We start from the raw sequence: 17877 nt of genomic DNA, 5'->3' as shown, positions 1-17877 counted from the left end.
ATAACCATCTTTTTTCTGCTATTGGCGGGGAATATTGCTTCGCAAACTATTTCGGAAATTGTAATACAGGATAACAAAAAAACAAAGACTAGCTTTATAAAAAAACTCGCCAGAGTCAAAGAAGGGCATGTTTTAGATACTACAAAATTAGAAGCAGATATCATTCGGCTTAAAAGGCTTCCAGCCTCTTCACACGCCTATTACCAAGTACATAAAAAAGATGACGGCACCTATAAAGTAGTCTATGGTTTTGAAGAAAACTTTACAATTATTCCTTCTGCAAATGTATATACTACAAACGATGATGAATTTGCTTTTAGGTTAGGTTTATACGAGTTTAATGGTCTTGGTAGGGGCTTAATTTTTGGCGGATTTTTTCAGCGAGACATTTTTAATAGTTATGCCATTAATTTTAGAGCGCCTTATCTTTTTAGTAATAAAATAGGGATTGCTTTTAACTATCAAAACCTTACTACTCAGGAGCCTGTTTTTTTAGATGAAGGCGTGGCAGATTATAAATACAATAATACTTCTTATGAAGTTTTAGGATTGTATGAGTTTAGTTTGAAACATAAAGTTGCCGCTGGGGTTAATTATTTTACTGAAACCTACAACTATATAGAAGGAGCTACCAACCCTGAAGTGCCACAAGATTTAAAAGTAAAAAAGCTGCTTTATAAAGTCTTGTATGAGTTTAATGCTGTAGATACGTACTATCAATATTTTGAAGGTTTTAAGAGTTTGTTCAACTTCCAGTATGTAACCACAAGAAGTGACGCTCTACCCGAATTTTTAATTGGGTTTAATGACTTTATTTATTACAAAAGAGTAGGAGAAAGAGGGAATTGGGCAAATAGGCTTCGTCTTGGAGTTGCGAGTAATAACGATTCTCCATTTGCGCCTTTTGCAGTAGATAATAACTTAAACATTAGAGGGGTAGGAAATACTATAGATAGAGGGACAGCCGCTATTGTATTAAACACAGAATATAGGCATACATTGTTTGAGAAAGACTGGTTTGTCTTACAAAGTAATGTGTTTGTGGATGGAGGTTCTTGGCGAAATCCTGGAGGAGACTTTGGAGATTTTGGAGATAACCAAAACCTACGTATTTACCCAGGAGTAGGTCTTAGGTTTATTCATAAACGTATTTTTAATACCGTATTTAGAATAGATTATGGATACGGGATTACTAAAGATGCTACAAATGGGTTTGTTTTTGGTATTGGGCAGTATTTCTAGTTTACCTCTCAGCTTCCATGGCCTTTTGATATTTACTTGAAAGCGATGTTTTTTGTTCTTCTGAAAATACTTTTCCAGCTAATTGAAAAAAACTGTGTTCTTCGTCTTCTAAGTGGTGGTGAACTTTATCGCTCAATTGTTTAGCAAATGTTAGCCAAGCAGAACTATCCATTTCGGTATCATCAATTTTTTCAATAAGCTCATCTATTTCGTGATGCTCCGCAATTCCATGTCTAGCGTGTTTAATCATCATATCATTATCAATGAGAGGTTTGTAAAAATGACGTTCCTCAGCAACTTCATGTCCTTTTAATTCAATTTTAAGTTTGTCCCATAATTCCTTGCGTTCTTGGGAGTCACCAGACGTTTTTAATAATTTCTCACATAGATTTCTTTGAATATCATGGTCTTCTCTAATTGCTTCAAAAATTGTTTTCATGGTTAATTTTTTTCACAAGCTACAATCAAATAAAAAAAGATACTGTTTAAAAAATCTTAAAATTTTGTCAGGAATAAACCTTGTCTACTTCTTTAGAGACTGAAGATTTTTTCTTTTTTGAAGATTTTATATGTTTACAGTAGTAGGCATATAATTCATCTGCATCTGCGCCAAACCATTTTTTTACATAGATAGTCCAAAAGTGATATTGTAAATTCCAGATACCTTTTTCTCTATATAAACGAGCCGAAGAACCTATCCATTCTTGTATCACTACAAATTGTTTGCGAGCAAATAATTCATTGATTAGGATATTATCTTCGTAAATAATATAGCTTTCGTCGTAACCGCCTATTTCTTCAAATAAGGCTTTGGTTATAAATTGGCTTTGATCTCCTCCACGACAGGCTCTCCATGAAAACTTGGTAAGCCAACTGGCCAAGCGTAACCACCAATGATTGCTGTCAAATTTCATTTTAAAACAGCCTGCAAGATTTCCCTTTTCAACTTCTTGGCGTATTAAAGCATTATAGTTTTTAGGTGGAAAACTATCTGCATGTAAAAAATACAGGATGTCTCCTTTAGCAATGGCGGCTCCAGCATTCATTTGTTTCGCGCGCCCTTTTGTTGTGTGTAATAATGTGATAGTGACTTCAGAAAAAACAGCACCTACTTTTTCTATTATTTTTTGCGTACCATCTGTACTCCCTCCATCACAAATTATGATTTCAAGGGAATCCTTTTTGTTAGAATTTTGGACTAAATGAAGTAAAAGCTTTTCAATGTTTTCAGCTTCATTTAATACAGGTATTACGATACTAAGCATATGTGGTAAACTTACGAAAACTGAGACTATACAGTTTTATTCTTTCTCATTTAAATTCCAGTTATACTCTTTAAAACTAAGAGTTGCTGTTTTATTAATTTTTGTGTCACTGTATTGATTTATGTAGCCAATAACATCTTGATTTCCATTTACAGTATAATCCTTTTTATACCAATCAAAAATGGAGGATACTTTTGGGTTATTTTGAGAGATGTCATTTTTATCACTATTAATAAATTCTCTCGCTGCTTTGTCTAATTGCTCGTTAATTTTTGCTGCCGTAAAGGCTTCCCTTAATAACTTTGGACAAGAAATTGAAGCACAGTTAATGGCGAAATGTATTCTAGGCTCATCCATCTTTCTTAGAACTCCGTTTTCAATCCCACCAAGGGATAAAGTTTTTGAGCCTATAGGAACAATGGCTTTTGTCCAGGGGCCATCTATATCTTTAATGCTTTTTACAGGATAATTATCTATTATTAAATCTACTGTATAGGCGTTATAGAGGTTAATATAGTAAGCTAAAAGCTCTTGCACACTCCATTTTTTTGTTGGAGTTAACTGTGAAAGTTTGTTAAGGTAATCATTAAGAGCAGCTTTATCATTTTTAAAGCCGTTGTAATCTACAAGCCCAGCTTCATCCACATGTTTTTTAAGTAATGCATCCCAATCACTATGGTCAACATTTACTTCACTATTTGCTGTAGTTGAGGTTAAGGGTGGAGTCACCTCTTTTACAGGCTGTCCTTGACTGCTCAATCCAGCTGCTGTAAGTAATGCACAACTTTCAAATAATACAATTAAACTTAGTAGAAGAATACTGTTTATTATGTTTTTTTTCATTTTTTAATTGTTTAATGACCAATCATAGTCTTTGTAACGCTTACGAGCATTACTATTAATCTTTATTTCTGAATATTGATTAAGATAATCAATTACACTTCCATTTTGCTTAAAATCTTTACTAAACCAATTAAATAGTTTTGAAATTTCTATAGTATTTGAAGTAATGGTGTTTCTTTTTTTATCATTGATGAAAGTAAAAGCTAACCCTTCTAATTGGTTATTTACAGTCTCTCTGGTAAAAGCTTCATTTAATAAGGGAGGACAAGAGAATGAAGCACAGTTAATACCGAAATGAATTCTAGGTTCGTCCATTTTTCGAAGAATTTGATGCTCAATTTCATCTAAGTTATACCACTTGTTTCCCAATTTCCAAAGACGTTGGTTCCACGGTTTATCAATGTCTTTTATACTTTGTAAGGGTAAATTTCTAAGTATTAAATCTACTGTCATTGCATTATAGGCATTCATCCAATAGGCCAGTTTATCTTCTTTAGTCCAAGATTCTGCAGGTATTTGTGCGCCAAGTGAAGCAATGTATTCTCTTAAGATTCCTCTTTCTTGTCTAAAACCTTCATAGTTTACATTCCCTTCTTTGGTTACATACTTTTGTAAAAGCGCATTCCATATAGAATGATTAAAGGCTTCCTTAATTACAACTGAAGTTACCTCTTCTTCTTCATCATCGGTTTTTTCTATTACATTAGTCTCATAGGTTTCTTCATAATCAATTTCGATTTCTTCTTCGACCTCAATTTCATCTTCATTTTTGGTTACAACAACAGGGGTAGTTTCAGAAATTACTTTTTCTGTTGTTCCGCAGGAAAAAAAGAATACGGTAATTATGTATGCTAGTAAAGTATACTTCATAGTTGTTGTTTCTCTATGTACGCAGCAAATTATTTTTTGGTTTTTATGGGGTAGATTTCTTGTGTTACAAAATCTTTAGGGAAATCTTCGTCTCCTGCAAACCCTAACTCTATATCACGACCATCTTTTGGAATGTGATTAGAGCCAAAAATATAATCCCACACACTTAACGTTAGTCCAAAATTAACCCCATACTTTACATGTGAAGGTAAGTTTTTTGCATGGTGCCAAATATGCATTTTAGGATTGTTAAACACATACTTTAAAATTCCGTAGTCCCAACCCAAATTTGCATGGTTTAAATGTCCAACTGTGAGAGCAAAAAAGTGCACGATAGCAACAGATTGCACCTCAAAACCACCTATAATTGCTAGTGGTATGTATAATATGGACTTGTACACAATGGGTTCCATCCAATGATAGCGTAAATGGGCAGCAAACCCCATTTCTTTTACAGAGTGGTGTACTTTATGAAAGTTCCATAAAAAAGGAATACGATGCAGTAACCTATGTGTATTCCATTGCACAAAGTCCGAAACTATAAAAAACACAATAAGCCCTAAACCAAAGGGTAGTGTATTTAAATCTAAAAGCTGAAAATCTTGAAGATTGATACCTGTAAAACCAAGCATATCATTAAATAGTTGTTCGGCTGTATTTGATAGGAAGATTAAGACAATGAGGTTCAATAAAAAAAAATTGAAAAACATGTAAAATGTGTCTAACCAAAAGTCTTTTCTGAATACTTTTTGACTTTTTCTCCAAGGAAATAATAGTTCTAAGCCCCAAACAACTAGCGAAACTATAATAAGCCCATAAAAGTAATTTTCCCAATGGAAACTAGACACCTCAGAAACTAAATAGTTCCAATACCCACTATAGGAGTTCTTAAATATGTCTAGATATTTTTCCAATTATATATTTTTTAATAATTCAATAAAAATGGTAATCATATATGGCTCTGCCTTACTAGCCATTTCTATAATTTCTGGAATGTCTACTGGCTTTAGATTATCTGGGTCGCATTCGTCTGTTAAGACTGATAATGCCGAAACAGGTAACTCTAAATGATTAGCCACAATAACTTCTGGAACGGTACTCATCCCAACAGCATCTGCACCAATTATTTTTAGGTATCTATATTCTGCTCTCGTTTCTAATTGAGGGCCAACCACACTTGCATAGACACCTTTATGAAGTGTTATTTTTTGTTCACGTGCTATTTCTTCAATTTTTTGATTCATGTCAACATCATAAGGAGCACTCATGTCAACAAAACGCTCGCCCATTTTTTCAACTCCCTTAAAAGCCAAAGGTGATCCTCCTTGAAGATTAATATGATCTTCAATAAGCATAATCTGTCCTTTTTTAAAAGCAAGATTAATTGCTCCAGAAGCATTACTCACCAATAGTTTTTTAATTCCTAAGGCATGCATCACTCGAACTGGAAAAGTGACATCTTCTAAAGAGTATCCTTCGTACAAATGAAAACGTCCTTGCATTAAAATTACTTTTTTGCCAGAAAGGGTCCCGTAAATTAATTTCCCTTTATGAAACTCTACGGTAGCTGTTGGAAAATTAGGAATATGGTTATAGCTCATCTCGGCTTCTATACTCACTTTTTCTATAATTTGCCCTAATCCCGTTCCTAGAATTACTCCAACTTCTGGAGCTTCAAAACCACGTTGTTTTAAAAAATCTACAGCTTCTTTAATATATTTTTTCATAATATTTTTAGTCTATTTTATTATCTAAATGTATAGGTAAAAATTGCTGAAAAGCTTCAATATCCTTAACATCTTCATAGTAGTCAATATCATTTTTCTCCTCTAGGATACTTACTTTTTCAGATTTTAAATCTTGTAATGTGTCCTTTAATACAGTTTCTGTTCCCCATGTTTTGTTATTAAAAACCGAAGGTTTTACAGTCTTCATTCCTAATAAATAGTAGCCTCCATCTTCTGCGGGTCCTACTACAAAATCATTTTGTTCTAACTGCGAAAAAGCGTTTTGTAAATCATTAGCAGTCATATCAAACATGTCGCTACCAATTATGATAGCACGCTCGTAGCCCATTTCAAAAACTTCTGTAAAAGCATTTTGCATACGTACTCCTAAGTCATCTCCTTTTTGTTGTTTTTTCCTGAAAATACTCGCATCCCAAACATCATTTTCTCTTACTTTAACCGAATAGTACACAAACTTATCTACCTGCAAAGGAGTTGTAATAGCTACTGTGTGTTGTAATAAAAACTCGTAGATGTTTAAGGCGGCTTCATCACCAACAGTTTTTGCAAGTCGTGTTTTGCATTTTCCTAATTCTGGATTACGAGTAAAAATTAATAATGCGTTTTTTGAAGTAGGGTAATGAAACACTTCTTTACTATTTTCTTTTTGGTCACTATTTTTTGAACCTAAAATTGCCATTATTTTTTCTCTTTTTTATTCATTCCTCTAATAAAAATTGCCATCGTCACTATAAAAAGGATGTTTGCCGCACCTCCTAAGTAAGGTGGAATGTTTTTTTCTGAATTTAAATTGCTATAATCTATCAAACTTATGTTGAAGAGTAATAGAACTATAAAAAGCCCTAAAAGCACTTTAAAAACTAACTTTTTATTCATCTTTAGTTGTTTTTCTTGATTGAATTTACTGAAACACCTTCTTTTAACCATTTGCTCCAAACTTTTGAGAACGTATGGATGCTATCGGTTTCTTTTCCCGAGGTATTTAAAACAGGATAGCCCTTATTTTTCCATTCAAAAATACCGCCGTAAAGATTTTTTATATTGTTGTACCCAGCTTTTTTTAGTTTTTCAGCTATCTCTTCAGAGCGAATTCCAAGCGAGCAATATACAATAATAGGGGTGTCTTTATCTGCTATTTTAGAGCTAACTTCTTCAGTAGAAAAAGTGTTAAACCCAATATATTTTGCCGAAGCAATATGACTTACCGTGAACTCTTCTTCTTCTCTGGTGTCCAAAATAATAACATCTTCATTTTTTTGAAGCATTCGTAACTCTTCAACCGAAATATATGGAACACTTCTCGTGTTATATTGGCTTAATAAATCATCTAGTGTTTTTTGTGAAAAAACACTTATTGGTAATAAGCAGAGTAGTAGTATTAAAAGTTGTTTCATTTTTTGTAAAGTTAGGAATTCTTAACGTCACAATTGTATTCCAAATCCTTGTAATCCAGATTCTACAGCTGGTAAAATTTCGGTGTTATCCCATATACCTGTTATAATAGTTCTAGCATATTCTTGTGGTAATAATCCGTTTTGCATGAGCTTGCTAGTGAGTCTATAATTATAATCTAGATTATAATGATTGTATGTAAATGTGCCATCACTATCGTCTATAATACAATACCAAACTTGAGGGCTTCCATCATTTGCAGGCATTCCTATTACTCCAGGGTTTAACCAGAGTTTGTTTCCTCTTTCATGTTTAAAAGGTAGTCCACAATGTCCAGCTATAATTACATCACTTCCCGAATTTTTAAAATGAGGAGCTTTTATATTCCACGGGGTAGATTTATATATAAACTCAGAGACATTACTATACGAACCATGTGCTACCATGACCTTTTTACCTGCATAGGTAAATGTAATGTGGTCTGGCAACTCTCCTATAAAGCTTAATGAACTTTTAGAAAGCTTGCTTTGTGCATATGGGTACCATAATTGGGAAAAACTATCACAACGGGAACCTTCTCTAAAATCACATCCACAATCTTCGGCACCTTCTCTAAGTTGTATTTCTACATTGCCTACAATGCTTTTTGCACCCCAGAGTTTAAATAGTTGTACTGTCTCTTCTGGTTGCGCACAATAGCCAACAATATCTCCTGTACAAAGGCAATTCTCTGGCGGGATGCCTTCTTTTCCTGCAACTACTTTAAGTGCTTCTAACGCTTGTAAGTTGCTATACACTCCTCCAAAGAGTAATACTTTCCCTGTTACAGAATCTATATGTTCTATTTTTTTATCCATGTGGGTATTAAGTATAAAATGGTACAACATAGCACTCCCCAGACATTTACCCAGAGTAACCCTGCGTATTTTCCAGAAGTGAGAATTAAAGAAGTAGGAAATACATCAAAGACTAGTAAAAAACCAAAAACAAGGCCGCAAATAACACTTAAATAATAACTTAAAGAATTTGCTTTTACTTTCCAGAAAACAAAAATAGGTGTTAGTCCAATAACCATAGTTCCAGAGATAGTAGTTGCACTTAGTATTTCGGCATCTAGAAATACCGGAATGGTTCCTAAAATAGCAATCCCAGCCATGGAGGCTCTACCAAATGTTAAATTGTCTCCTAGCTTTAAATCTACAGCAAGTAATTTTGAAAAAGATGAAAAGGTAGAGTCTAAAGTAGAAGCAGCAGAGGTAATCATTATAAAATTAATCACTAATAAAATAATCACTCCAAATGCTTTACCCACTTCAACAGCTGCTTGTCCTTTCATTCCTTGAGATTGTGCATATACTCCAATAATACTAAATAACACAATACATACAGCTCCCAGAATACTTGCCCATAAAAAACTCTTTCTGGTCACTTTTGGGCTACTTAAAAAACCTCTATCTGTTAAAACTGGGTCATGAAAAGGATAACTAAATGACTGAATAATCGCAGCAAAGAATAAATTTAACCCCAGCTCAAAACTCCAAACTCCAGATGTAGCGACTTCTTTAGCAGTAAAATCTTCAGTAGAAAAAATAACTCCTAAAATTACAATTAGAAGTACCGAAAACAATACCATTTGTATTACATCTGTAAAAATAGAACTGCTTAGTCCTCCTTTAATGGCGTACGCTAAGGTCAAAGTTGTAAAGACTAATATTGCAAGGTAGTAGGTATCTGTTCCCATTTCTCCAAAATAGCTTCCTATTACCATGGTGTTACTCCATACTTCATTAAAAAGTCTAATAGCAATAAGAATAGAGAATAGTGCCATGGCTCCTTTGCCAAAACGAGTAGTCAAAAATTGATGAATACTTGTAAATCCACCTTTTGTTCTTAGTTGGTAAATAATAACCCCAGCCACAGCGAAGGAAAGGTAATAGCCAGCATACGCAACACCTCCAACAATACCAAAATCAAGGCCTAAATTTGCTGCATTTGTAATGCTTTTTGCAAATATCCAAGAGATAATTAAACTCCCAGTAAGCATCAAGACATTGGGTGCCTTTTTTCGATGCGTGGCTTTAAAAAATTGGTCTTTGGATTTTGCCAATGGGGATAGGAAAAACAGTATCAAACTTGATACTATAATTAAACCCCATTGCCAAATTGTTACGTCCATACCCTATTTTTTATTCATCCCACCAAACAGGAACATTAATACTATTGCCGTCTGTAGCATTTGCAGCTTGTTGGTAATTTTCAAAGTTTAATGCTTCTTCTTCAGCAGGATAGGGCATACGAACAGGAATTAAGTCATTATTTAAACTTGCTTGTACGGGTTTAAATGCTGGAAAACCAGTACGCCTCCATTCTACCCAGCCTTCGTATCCATTAATAATATTTGCAATCCATTTTTGTGTTACAATTTGCTGGATAGGTGTTGTTCCAGCTGCATTGTATCCAGCAGGGCCAGTTAGGTAATCTGATGGCAATTCGGTTTGCCAATACTCAAAAGCAAGGGCAACTCCCATTTCATAAAGTGTTTGTCCGTCTGCGGTAATTAAACCTCTTTCAGCAGCTTCGGCAAGGTTAAATGCTGTCTCCCATGCTGTTAAAAAATTTGCGTCTAATGTTGAAGTGTCTTCTCTAAAAGCAGTTCCTGCTAAGGATAAATTTGCTAGTTCTACGGAAGTGCTCGAAGCATCAATTCCGTTTATTAATCCTTCAAATTCTCCATTTTCTGAATTTTCAAACGGACGGAAAAATTCTTCAATACGAGTATCATTTAACTCTTCAAGTATTTCTTCCATAGTTTCAGAAAGCACAAAGTTGTTGAAATCTCCAATACGTAATTGTGCTAAACGAAAGCTATTAGGGTCCGTATTTGTAAAATTAAAAATAGCATTTTCTGAATTTGAAGTAAAATAGTTTCCACTATCAAAAATTGCTTGCATTTGTTGGGCAACATCTACCTTATCACTAATACGCAGGAGCGCTTTAATCTTAATAGAATTTGCAAAAGTGACCCAAGCGTCCAGATTACCGCCAAAAAGAATATCCCCTTCTAATGGGATAACATCGTCATAGGCTTCTATGGCAGCAATTCCCTTGTCTAGGTTGTCTAGAATTCCACCTTCGGCTTGATAGATATCCTCTTGTAAATCATACTTAGGTGTTACTGTACCATCAACCCCGTTAAAAGCTTCTGAGTAGGGTACATCGCCAAAAAGATCTGTTAAACCAGCAGCGATAAATCCTTTTAAAATAAGTGACGGACCTTCATAAACTGCAAACGTTTCTGTCTCTCTTGCTTGTGAAAGAATAATCTCGTTATCTCTTAAGTTTGTGTAAAATATAGGCCATGGATTTCCACCTAATTGTGGTGATTTTAATGCATGACGGTCAAATAAATTAAAGTCTAGAGCTGTACGGTGTTGTGACAATAGATCTCCCGCTACAAACCCTTCATAACTCATTTGTTCTCCAAAGTCATAGATTACTTGTCGTAATAATAAACTAGGCTGTACGCTATTAGGAGCGTTGGGGTTTGTATTAATTTCTTCAAAGTCTTTTGTACAACTAGATGCTGTAATAAGACTAATTATTCCGAATATATATAGTATTTTTTTCATCATTTGTTGTATTAAAAGTTAAGCCCTGCTTTAAAACCAAAACTTCTACTAGTTGCATAACTCATGTCTTCTACACCACTTATAAAAGTGTTTCCTTGCACGGCAAGTTGCTCTGGGTCAAAGTGGGGATTTTCAGTAATAGCAAAAAGGTTTCTGCCAATAAGTGATAATTGTAAGTCTGCTCCTTCATCTAAACCTAAAAAGCCTGGACTGATATCAAATGAATAACCGATAGAAAACTGTCGCAACTTTAAAAAAGAAGCGTCATAAATATTGTTTTCTTCATGGTTTCTATCATAAAACTGACGGTAATAACTCTCTGCAGAAACGGCTACTGTATTTGGAGTTCCGTCTTGTGTAACACCCTGCGCAATGATACCTTCTTCGGGTCTAAAGCCAGTTTCAGCCAATTGTCCTCCAACATTACCTAAAGCTCTTGTTCTTGAGACTATCTCGCCTCCTTGTCTCCAGTCTAATAGAAAACTGAAGTTCCATTTTTTGTAAGCAAAATCATTACTCCAACCTAGCATGAAGTCGGGGTTATAGTTTCCTAGCTTTTTAAGTTCGTTGTCTGCTATAAAACGACCATTATCATCAATAATAAAATCGCCATTTTCGTTTTTTAAATAGCCTGTCCCGTAAATATCCCCTACTTCGCCACCTTCTTCTACTTGAAAAAATACCGTTTGGTTAGCACTATCGTAAATTCTACTAAAAGCTAATGTTAAGCGCCCATCACTTTGTGGTAAATCTTCTACAATAGCTTTGCTTGTGCTAAAGTTAAACGTAGAGTTCCATTGAAAATTAGCTGTTTTTACAGGCGTAATTCCGGTGATGATTTCAACTCCTTGTGTTCTTACTTTTCCACCATTCACTACCTGTTGATTATACCCTGAAGAGATAGCAATGGGTAATGAAATTATCTGATCTTGAGTTAATGCATTGTAGTAGGTAAAATCAATATTAAACCTATCTTTTAAAAACCTTAAGTCAAAACCAAACTCATAAGAGGTTACTCTTTCTGGTTTTAAGTTTGCATTTGGGATGAAGTTTTGGTCACTAAAAGTAGGTTGCCCTAAAAAGGGTGTTTGTGATACAAATGCACCCGATGTTTGGTATGCACCTGTGTCGTTTCCTACTTGTGCTACACTTGCTCTTAGTTTTGCAAAGGAGATTGCTTTTGGTAAATCTGCCACTTTTGAAAGTATAAAACTACTTGAAGCAGAAGGGTAGAAAAATGAAGTGCCATCTACCGAAAATGGTGTTGCTAAAGCACTTGACCAATCGTTACGACCTGTGATATCTAAGAACAAGAAGTCCTTGTAGCCAAGTTTTGCAATTCCGTAAAAAGAGTTAATTCTCTTTTGTGATTCAAACTGAAAAACCTCGATAGGTGAAGCTGCATTATTTAAACTAAAAATACCAGGCTGTGCAAGATTTACAGTTTGTGATTGTTTGGTAGATGCTTTCTGGTCTAATCTATTTCCCCCAATAGAAGCATCTAATGAAATGTCTCCAAAAGTATTGTTGTAATTAATTAGGAAATCGGTATTTACTTCTCTAAAAATGACATCGTGTTCTGCATACCCTCCATTTTGAAATCTATTGCTACTAAAGTTTCTTAAAAACTGTCGCTTTTCAGAAGAATAGTCCATTCCGCTTCTAAGGGTTACACTAAGGTTTTCTGTAAACTTGTGATTTATTGAAATATTCCCAAAAACTCTATCTCTGTCAAAACTATTTCGGTTTTCAAGTAAAATAAAATAAGGATTATCAAAAAAAGTATAGTTAAATGAATACTGTTGTACACCCTCTAAACCTGGTTGCCAGTAGTCACGTAAGTTATTAATATTAAGTGATCGTGGTCCCCAAGCAACAAGACTGTAGTTTACATTTTCACTACCATATCCATTAGAGGGGCGGTTATCACTACTACTATTTACATAGCTAATAGAACTTGTGATTTTAGTTTTGCTAGTTGGTTTAAAATTAAGTTTAGTAGCAACGGTTTGTCTATCTAGGTTTACTCCCGGAATAATAGATTCACTTCGTAAATCTGTAAAAGAGAGCCTATAGTCTCCATTGTTAAAACCATTAGATACAGATACATTATTAATAGTAGTTACGCCTGTTTCATAAAAATCTTTCAAATTATCAGGGTTTGAAACAAATGGAGTAGGAGTAATAGGAAGTCCAGTATATAATGATGTATCTCCCCCTCTTACAATGGTGCCATCTGGTAAAACTACAGGGCTATCAAATTGCGGAATTAAATTACCAACATCCAATCGTGGTCCCCACGAATAGGTTATATTATCGCTAATACCGCCACCAAGGCCATCAACATATTCAAACACACCGCCCTGTCCTTGTCCAAATTCGTTTTGAAAATCTGGTAGCTTAAAAGCAGTATCTAAAAAGATAGACGAGTTAATGCTAATCCCTATGCCTTTTTTATTGCTTCCGTCTTTAGTTTCTATCACAATTACTCCATTAGAAGCTCTTGTTCCATATAAAGCAGCGGCACTTGGCCCTTTAAGAACTGTAACACTTTTAATGTCATCTGGATTTACTTCCATTGCGCCATTCCCAAAATCTACTTCTTGAAATCCAGCAGCAGCTTCATTGGTGAAATTAAAAACTGTTTCGTTGTTAATAGGGACGCCATCTACAACAAAAAGAGGATTGTTGTTAGAAAAAGAGGCTTCTCCCCTAATAGTTATTTTTGAAGAAGAACCTACTCCCGTAGCTCCTTGAGAAATAGTAACTCCTGCTAATTTTCCAGAAAGGTTATCTAAGAAGTTAACCGATTTTACACTAGAAACTGCTTCTGCATCAATAGATTGTACTACGTATCCAAGTTCTTTTGTTTCACGCTTGAGCCCAAGTGCAGTAACAACTACTTCGTCTAGCCCTTCAGTAGAAATTGGAAGTTGAACAAAAATTTCTGTGTTATTCCCTACTGTATAGCGTAGTGTACTATAACCAATAGACGAAAATTGTAAAACATCAGTTGGAGCATTACTAACAATAGAGAATTTTCCGTCTTCATCTGTAATGGTAGCATCTTCACCATTGTTTAAAATTACATTAGCAAATGCAATAGGGGTGTTGTCTTCGGCACTAGAAACAGTACCTGTAATTGTTGTTTGAGAATAACCATATGCTGTAAATAGTAGCAATATGGCAATGTATAATTGCTTCATTTATTATTTATTAAAATTAAAGTTGGCTCTCAGTTTTTGAGAGATTAATTTACTTGTCTTCACAAGTAACTACTATAAATGAAGTGTATTAGGAGAACCTTTGTTGTAGTGCGTTTCTTTTGTGACAGAAGAAACTAAAATAGGAGTTGTATTATATATTCTTTTTTCTGAAGAGAATATGGCAAGTAGAATGTTTCTAATTGCTTTTGAAAAGTCTTTAAAAGAGTGAAGTATTTTTTTTGCATCTACAACTTCGTCAATATCCCGAAGTCTTTTCAAGAAAAAAACTTTAATCTTTTTTGCTGAAAGTAAGCGTGTAATACTTACTGTTAATCTTGAAGTTTGCCAAGGGAGCTTTAAAAATATTTCTGAATTAAACTGAGACTTATGTAGTCCCATTAAGTAATAACCACCGTCTAAGGATGGTCCTAAAACAATAGGATTTTTTTCTAGTGTTTTGGCAGTTTTTAGGAGTTGAGCTGTTTGTAAATGAGGGGTGTCGTTACCAACGGTAATTACATTTTCAAAACCCTTATCATATACAGATTGTATAGCGTTTACATACCGCTCACCAAAGTTTTTTCCTTGCTGCTCTTTTTCAGAAGATAAAAAATAGGGTAAACCACTCTTTTTAACCTTAGCAAGGGTTTGACGGTTAAGCTCGTCAAACAAAACTTCTGATTTGCTGAAAGACTTTCTAGCACTTTCAGTTTGTGCAGAATTTGCAAAAATTAATATGGCGGTGTTGTTATTCATCTATTCGGCAACGGCACCTTGGCAGCTACTTCCTGCTCCTGCAGTGCAACCGTAGCAATGCTGTGAAATTATAATGTTTCGGTTATTTAATAAATCTTCATTGTACTCACTAATGTGCTGTACTTTACTAGCTACTTTTAAATCTAGCATCTGGTTAAAGTCACAATCGTATAACCAACCATCCCAGCTTATAGAAATAGTATTGGTACACATTACATTTTCTACAGCGGCAGGATTATAGGCATCCACCAATTGATACATATAGTCTTCATAATTTTCACTAGCAATTAGATAGTCAAGAAAACGAGCAATAGGTAAATTGGTAATAGCAAAAAGATTGTGAAACTGTATCCCAAAATCTTCCATTAATGCTTTTTTAAAGTCCTTTTCCATCGCATCTTGGTCACCTGGCAAAAAGGCACCACTAGGATTGTAAACTAAGTCTAAGCGGAGATCACTATCTGGCATCCCGTAGCCAACAGCATTTAACTCTTGTAATGCTTTTATGGACATATCAAAAACACCTTCGCCACGTTGCTTATCTGTTTTGCCTCGAGTCCAATGCGGCATGGAGCTTACTACATGTACGTTATGTTTTTTAAAGAATTCTGGTAAGTCGTAGTATTTTTTATTGGCTCTAATGATTGTTAAGTTGCTACGAACAATAAAATCTTTAATTCCTGCTTTACTAGCTTCTTCTACAAAACGTCTAAAATTAGGGTTCATTTCTGGAGCTCCTCCAGTTAAGTCTAAAGTGTGCGCTCCTGTGTTTCTAATTACTTCTAAGCATTGTTCCATGGTCTCCCATGTCATAATCTCTTTACGATCTGGACCAGCATCTACATGACAATGTTCGCAAACCTGATTACACATATACCCAACGTTAATTTGTAGTATTTCAAGCTTTTTAGGACGTAAGGGAAACTGATTTGTTTCTTTTATTTTTTTTGCGAAAGTGGGCAACTCACCAGATTTAAAAATTCCATTAGAGAGAATTTCTAGTTGTCTATTAGATTGAGCTAAATCACTATCTCTTTTTTGTAAGCTTTGTGTTTTAAGTTTTCCCATAAATTGTGTCCGTAAACGGATACTCTTTTTGTTAATAGTTTTGCTTGAGGATAAGTAATGGTTGTTAAAACGTTATCCGTCTAGTTTATTTACTTTGTTCATCATCATGACACCATGTACTAGGGTAGCACCACTTTTTATAGCCGCTCCCACATGTATTGCCTCCATCATTTCTTCTTTGGTTACACCACGTTGTAAGCCATCTTTAGTATATGCATCTATACAATAGGGGCATTGTTCTGTGTGAGCAACGGCAAGGGCGATTAAAGATTTTTCTCTTGCGGTAAGAGCGCCTTCTTCAAAGACTTTACCATAGTAGTCAAAAAATTTGGAGCCTAGTTCTTCGCTCCATTCTGTTATATTACCAAATTTTCTAAGGTCTTTAGGGTCGTAGTATGACATAAAAGTATATATATTATAAGTACGTAAGATAGCAATGTTTGGTTTGCTACAAAACGTAAATATAGCCAAGTAGTCTTATTTTAAAAAGAAACCTTACAGAAGTTTGTTTGCGTTAATCAAAGGTATATGCTACGCCAGAGGTAAAGTCGTATTGAGAGTTTGGTATTCCAACGGCGGGTAATGCATCATAAATAAATGTATATGTAGTTTTAAACGCAAAATTTTTAAAAAGGTCTATAAGCAATGAAGACTGACTGGATATCCTAAAATCACTAAATGCATCTAGTCTGGGTTGATAATAAGTTGTGCTTACAATGCTTATTCTATCGCTAGGATAGAGGCTAAATGAAAAATAAGAGCTTCCTCTAAAATCTCGCTGTATAGGTGTAATACCATCTGCAACTTCTTCATGTTCATACATTATTAATGTACCAAGGTAGAGTTTGTATTTTTCTGAATTGGTAAGTTTAAATCGAGGTCCTATGCCAAGAAGACCTCTAAAGTCTATAAGCGTAACTTTATTGTACTGCGCTTGCCCAAAAACCTCCCAAGCAATTTTGGGATGAAACCTATAATTGTATCTTATATGCTGGATACCGCTATTTTCAAATTTATTTCCTTCTATTTTCTGAAAAGCAATATCATTTTTAAACAACACAAGGTGTTTGTTCATTTTATATTGAAGATGAATGTTGCTTGAGATTGTAAAAAAGTCGTTTGCATTTCTCTTAAGCGCAAAGTTTACACTTGCAGCACCAGACCATCCCGAGGTGTCTGTCACTTTTCGGAGGGATTCTGCATTAAGAATTTGAGAGTTTATTGTAAAGGGTAACGTTAGGAATAAAAAGAAAATTAGTTTATTCATTTTAGTTTTGATTAGTTAATTGCCATATACGATAAATATAAAACAATCTGTGTTAAATTTTTCCTTAAATGCGTTGTTTGGTAATTAAACAATACTATATTAGCCCATTAAATACAGCAGTAATTTTTTAAAATGCTGTATACGAGCAAATTAAATTAATCTCACATATCTTATACTTTTGTATGTGATGTAAAAATAAATTTTAGAACATGGATATAATAAAAGAAGCTCTTGAGTTTGAAAAAAAGCCTACAAGTTTTAAAACTACTAGTGATAGAATTGTAGCTTCTAGAAAAGTTAAAGAGTTGATTCTTGGAATCAACGAAATCTACAAAGAAAATAAAGATGCAGAGTTAATGGACTTAATGAAGCGTTTAACAGTAATAAAACAAAAAATAGAAAAACGCCTTAAAGGAAGACAGGCAGCATAAGTTAAAACCCCAAAGAATTTCTTTGGGGTTTTTCATATAATTAAAAAACCCACTCAAACTGAGTGGGTTTAAACTTTGTGGTACCTCCAGGAATCGAACCAGGGACACAAGGATTTTCAGTCCTTTGCTCTACCAACTGAGCTAAGGTACCTCGCAAAGC

At 34.5% G+C, this 17877-nt stretch carries 19 protein-coding genes and 1 tRNA gene; 2 read left to right on the top strand and 18 right to left on the bottom strand.

Annotated features, from left to right (window positions below; genetic code table 11):
- The first annotated feature begins 15 nt into the window (after positions 1 to 15).
- Positions 16 to 1242: a POTRA domain-containing protein gene (locus RM538_RS09780; RefSeq protein ID WP_432279806.1), complete on the top strand. Its 1227-nt coding sequence runs from the start codon at positions 16 to 18 to the stop codon at positions 1240 to 1242.
- Between the two features lies 1 nt (position 1243).
- On the opposite strand, the gene RM538_RS09775 is transcribed toward RM538_RS09780, so the two are convergent.
- From RM538_RS09775 to RM538_RS09695, 17 genes are all read right to left on the bottom strand, one after another.
- Positions 1244 to 1681: a hemerythrin domain-containing protein gene (locus RM538_RS09775; protein WP_311333245.1), complete on the bottom strand. Its 438-nt coding sequence runs from the start codon at positions 1679 to 1681 to the stop codon at positions 1244 to 1246.
- Between the two features lie 67 nt (positions 1682 to 1748).
- On the bottom strand, positions 1749 to 2507 hold the full coding sequence (locus tag RM538_RS09770; RefSeq protein WP_311333244.1) for a TIGR04283 family arsenosugar biosynthesis glycosyltransferase: 759 nt from the start codon (positions 2505 to 2507) through the stop codon (positions 1749 to 1751).
- A 36-nt stretch (positions 2508 to 2543) separates the two neighbouring features.
- The gene (locus RM538_RS09765; RefSeq protein WP_311333243.1) at positions 2544 to 3350 is read right to left on the bottom strand and encodes a DUF547 domain-containing protein; all 807 of its coding nucleotides are present in this window, start codon (positions 3348 to 3350) and stop codon (positions 2544 to 2546) included.
- 3 nt (positions 3351 to 3353) lie between these two features.
- Positions 3354 to 4220, bottom strand: coding sequence for a DUF547 domain-containing protein (locus tag RM538_RS09760; RefSeq protein WP_311333242.1), 867 nt, complete (start codon positions 4218 to 4220; stop codon positions 3354 to 3356).
- A gap of 29 nt (positions 4221 to 4249) precedes the next feature.
- Positions 4250 to 5134 carry a sterol desaturase family protein gene (locus RM538_RS09755; RefSeq protein WP_311333241.1) on the bottom strand — a complete coding sequence of 295 codons (885 nt, stop codon included), beginning with the start codon at positions 5132 to 5134 and terminating at the stop codon, positions 4250 to 4252.
- Complete coding sequence (locus RM538_RS09750; protein WP_311333240.1) at positions 5135 to 5947, bottom strand: purine-nucleoside phosphorylase; 813 nt, start codon at positions 5945 to 5947, stop codon at positions 5135 to 5137.
- 7 nt (positions 5948 to 5954) lie between these two features.
- The gene (locus RM538_RS09745) at positions 5955 to 6647 is read right to left on the bottom strand and encodes a TIGR04282 family arsenosugar biosynthesis glycosyltransferase (RefSeq protein WP_311333239.1); all 693 of its coding nucleotides are present in this window, start codon (positions 6645 to 6647) and stop codon (positions 5955 to 5957) included.
- Positions 6647 to 6844 (bottom strand): hypothetical protein, encoded by a 198-nt coding sequence (locus tag RM538_RS09740; protein ID WP_311333238.1) that lies wholly within the window; start codon positions 6842 to 6844, stop codon positions 6647 to 6649. Before RM538_RS09740 ends, RM538_RS09745 begins: the two co-directional genes overlap by 1 nt.
- A 2-nt stretch (positions 6845 to 6846) precedes the next feature.
- Positions 6847 to 7362, bottom strand: a complete 516-nt coding sequence (locus RM538_RS09735; protein ID WP_311333237.1) for a rhodanese-like domain-containing protein — start codon at positions 7360 to 7362, stop codon at positions 6847 to 6849.
- Between the two features lie 27 nt (positions 7363 to 7389).
- On the bottom strand, positions 7390 to 8217 hold the full coding sequence (locus RM538_RS09730; RefSeq protein WP_311333236.1) for a metallophosphoesterase family protein: 828 nt from the start codon (positions 8215 to 8217) through the stop codon (positions 7390 to 7392).
- A complete protein-coding gene (locus RM538_RS09725) occupies positions 8202 to 9536 on the bottom strand; it encodes a sodium:solute symporter family transporter (RefSeq protein WP_311333235.1) in 1335 nt (444 codons plus the stop codon). Before RM538_RS09725 ends, RM538_RS09730 begins: the two co-directional genes overlap by 16 nt.
- 10 nt (positions 9537 to 9546) lie before the next feature.
- A complete protein-coding gene (locus tag RM538_RS09720) occupies positions 9547 to 10989 on the bottom strand; it encodes a SusD/RagB family nutrient-binding outer membrane lipoprotein (protein ID WP_311333234.1) in 1443 nt (480 codons plus the stop codon).
- Positions 10990 to 11000: 11 nt separating this feature from the next.
- Complete coding sequence (locus tag RM538_RS09715; RefSeq protein WP_311333233.1) at positions 11001 to 14195, bottom strand: SusC/RagA family TonB-linked outer membrane protein; 3195 nt, start codon at positions 14193 to 14195, stop codon at positions 11001 to 11003.
- A 72-nt stretch (positions 14196 to 14267) separates the two neighbouring features.
- On the bottom strand, positions 14268 to 14951 hold the full coding sequence (locus RM538_RS09710) for a DUF2064 domain-containing protein (protein ID WP_311333232.1): 684 nt from the start codon (positions 14949 to 14951) through the stop codon (positions 14268 to 14270).
- Positions 14952 to 16019, bottom strand: a complete 1068-nt coding sequence (gene arsS / locus RM538_RS09705) for an arsenosugar biosynthesis radical SAM (seleno)protein ArsS (RefSeq protein ID WP_311333231.1) — start codon at positions 16017 to 16019, stop codon at positions 14952 to 14954.
- 72 nt (positions 16020 to 16091) lie between these two features.
- Positions 16092 to 16421 carry an arsenosugar biosynthesis-associated peroxidase-like protein gene (locus RM538_RS09700; protein WP_311333230.1) on the bottom strand — a complete coding sequence of 110 codons (330 nt, stop codon included), beginning with the start codon at positions 16419 to 16421 and terminating at the stop codon, positions 16092 to 16094.
- A gap of 112 nt (positions 16422 to 16533) precedes the next feature.
- Entirely contained in the window at positions 16534 to 17286 is a 753-nt protein-coding gene (locus RM538_RS09695) for a DUF481 domain-containing protein (RefSeq protein ID WP_311333229.1), read from the bottom strand.
- A gap of 209 nt (positions 17287 to 17495) precedes the next feature.
- Between RM538_RS09695 and RM538_RS09690 the strand changes: the two genes are divergently transcribed.
- Positions 17496 to 17717, top strand: a complete 222-nt coding sequence (locus RM538_RS09690) for a hypothetical protein (protein ID WP_311333228.1) — start codon at positions 17496 to 17498, stop codon at positions 17715 to 17717.
- Between the two features lie 78 nt (positions 17718 to 17795).
- Here the strand turns inward: RM538_RS09690 and RM538_RS09685 are convergent.
- Positions 17796 to 17868: transfer RNA gene (locus RM538_RS09685), tRNA-Phe, on the bottom strand.
- Positions 17869 to 17877: the final 9 nt, after the last annotated feature.

The sequence above is a fragment of the Patiriisocius hiemis genome, from assembly GCF_031846325.1.
GTDB classification, from domain to species: domain Bacteria; phylum Bacteroidota; class Bacteroidia; order Flavobacteriales; family Flavobacteriaceae; genus Patiriisocius_A; species Patiriisocius_A hiemis.
The sequence above is the reverse complement of the archived record's forward strand: the minus strand, read 5'-3'. Positions and strand labels throughout refer to the sequence as shown.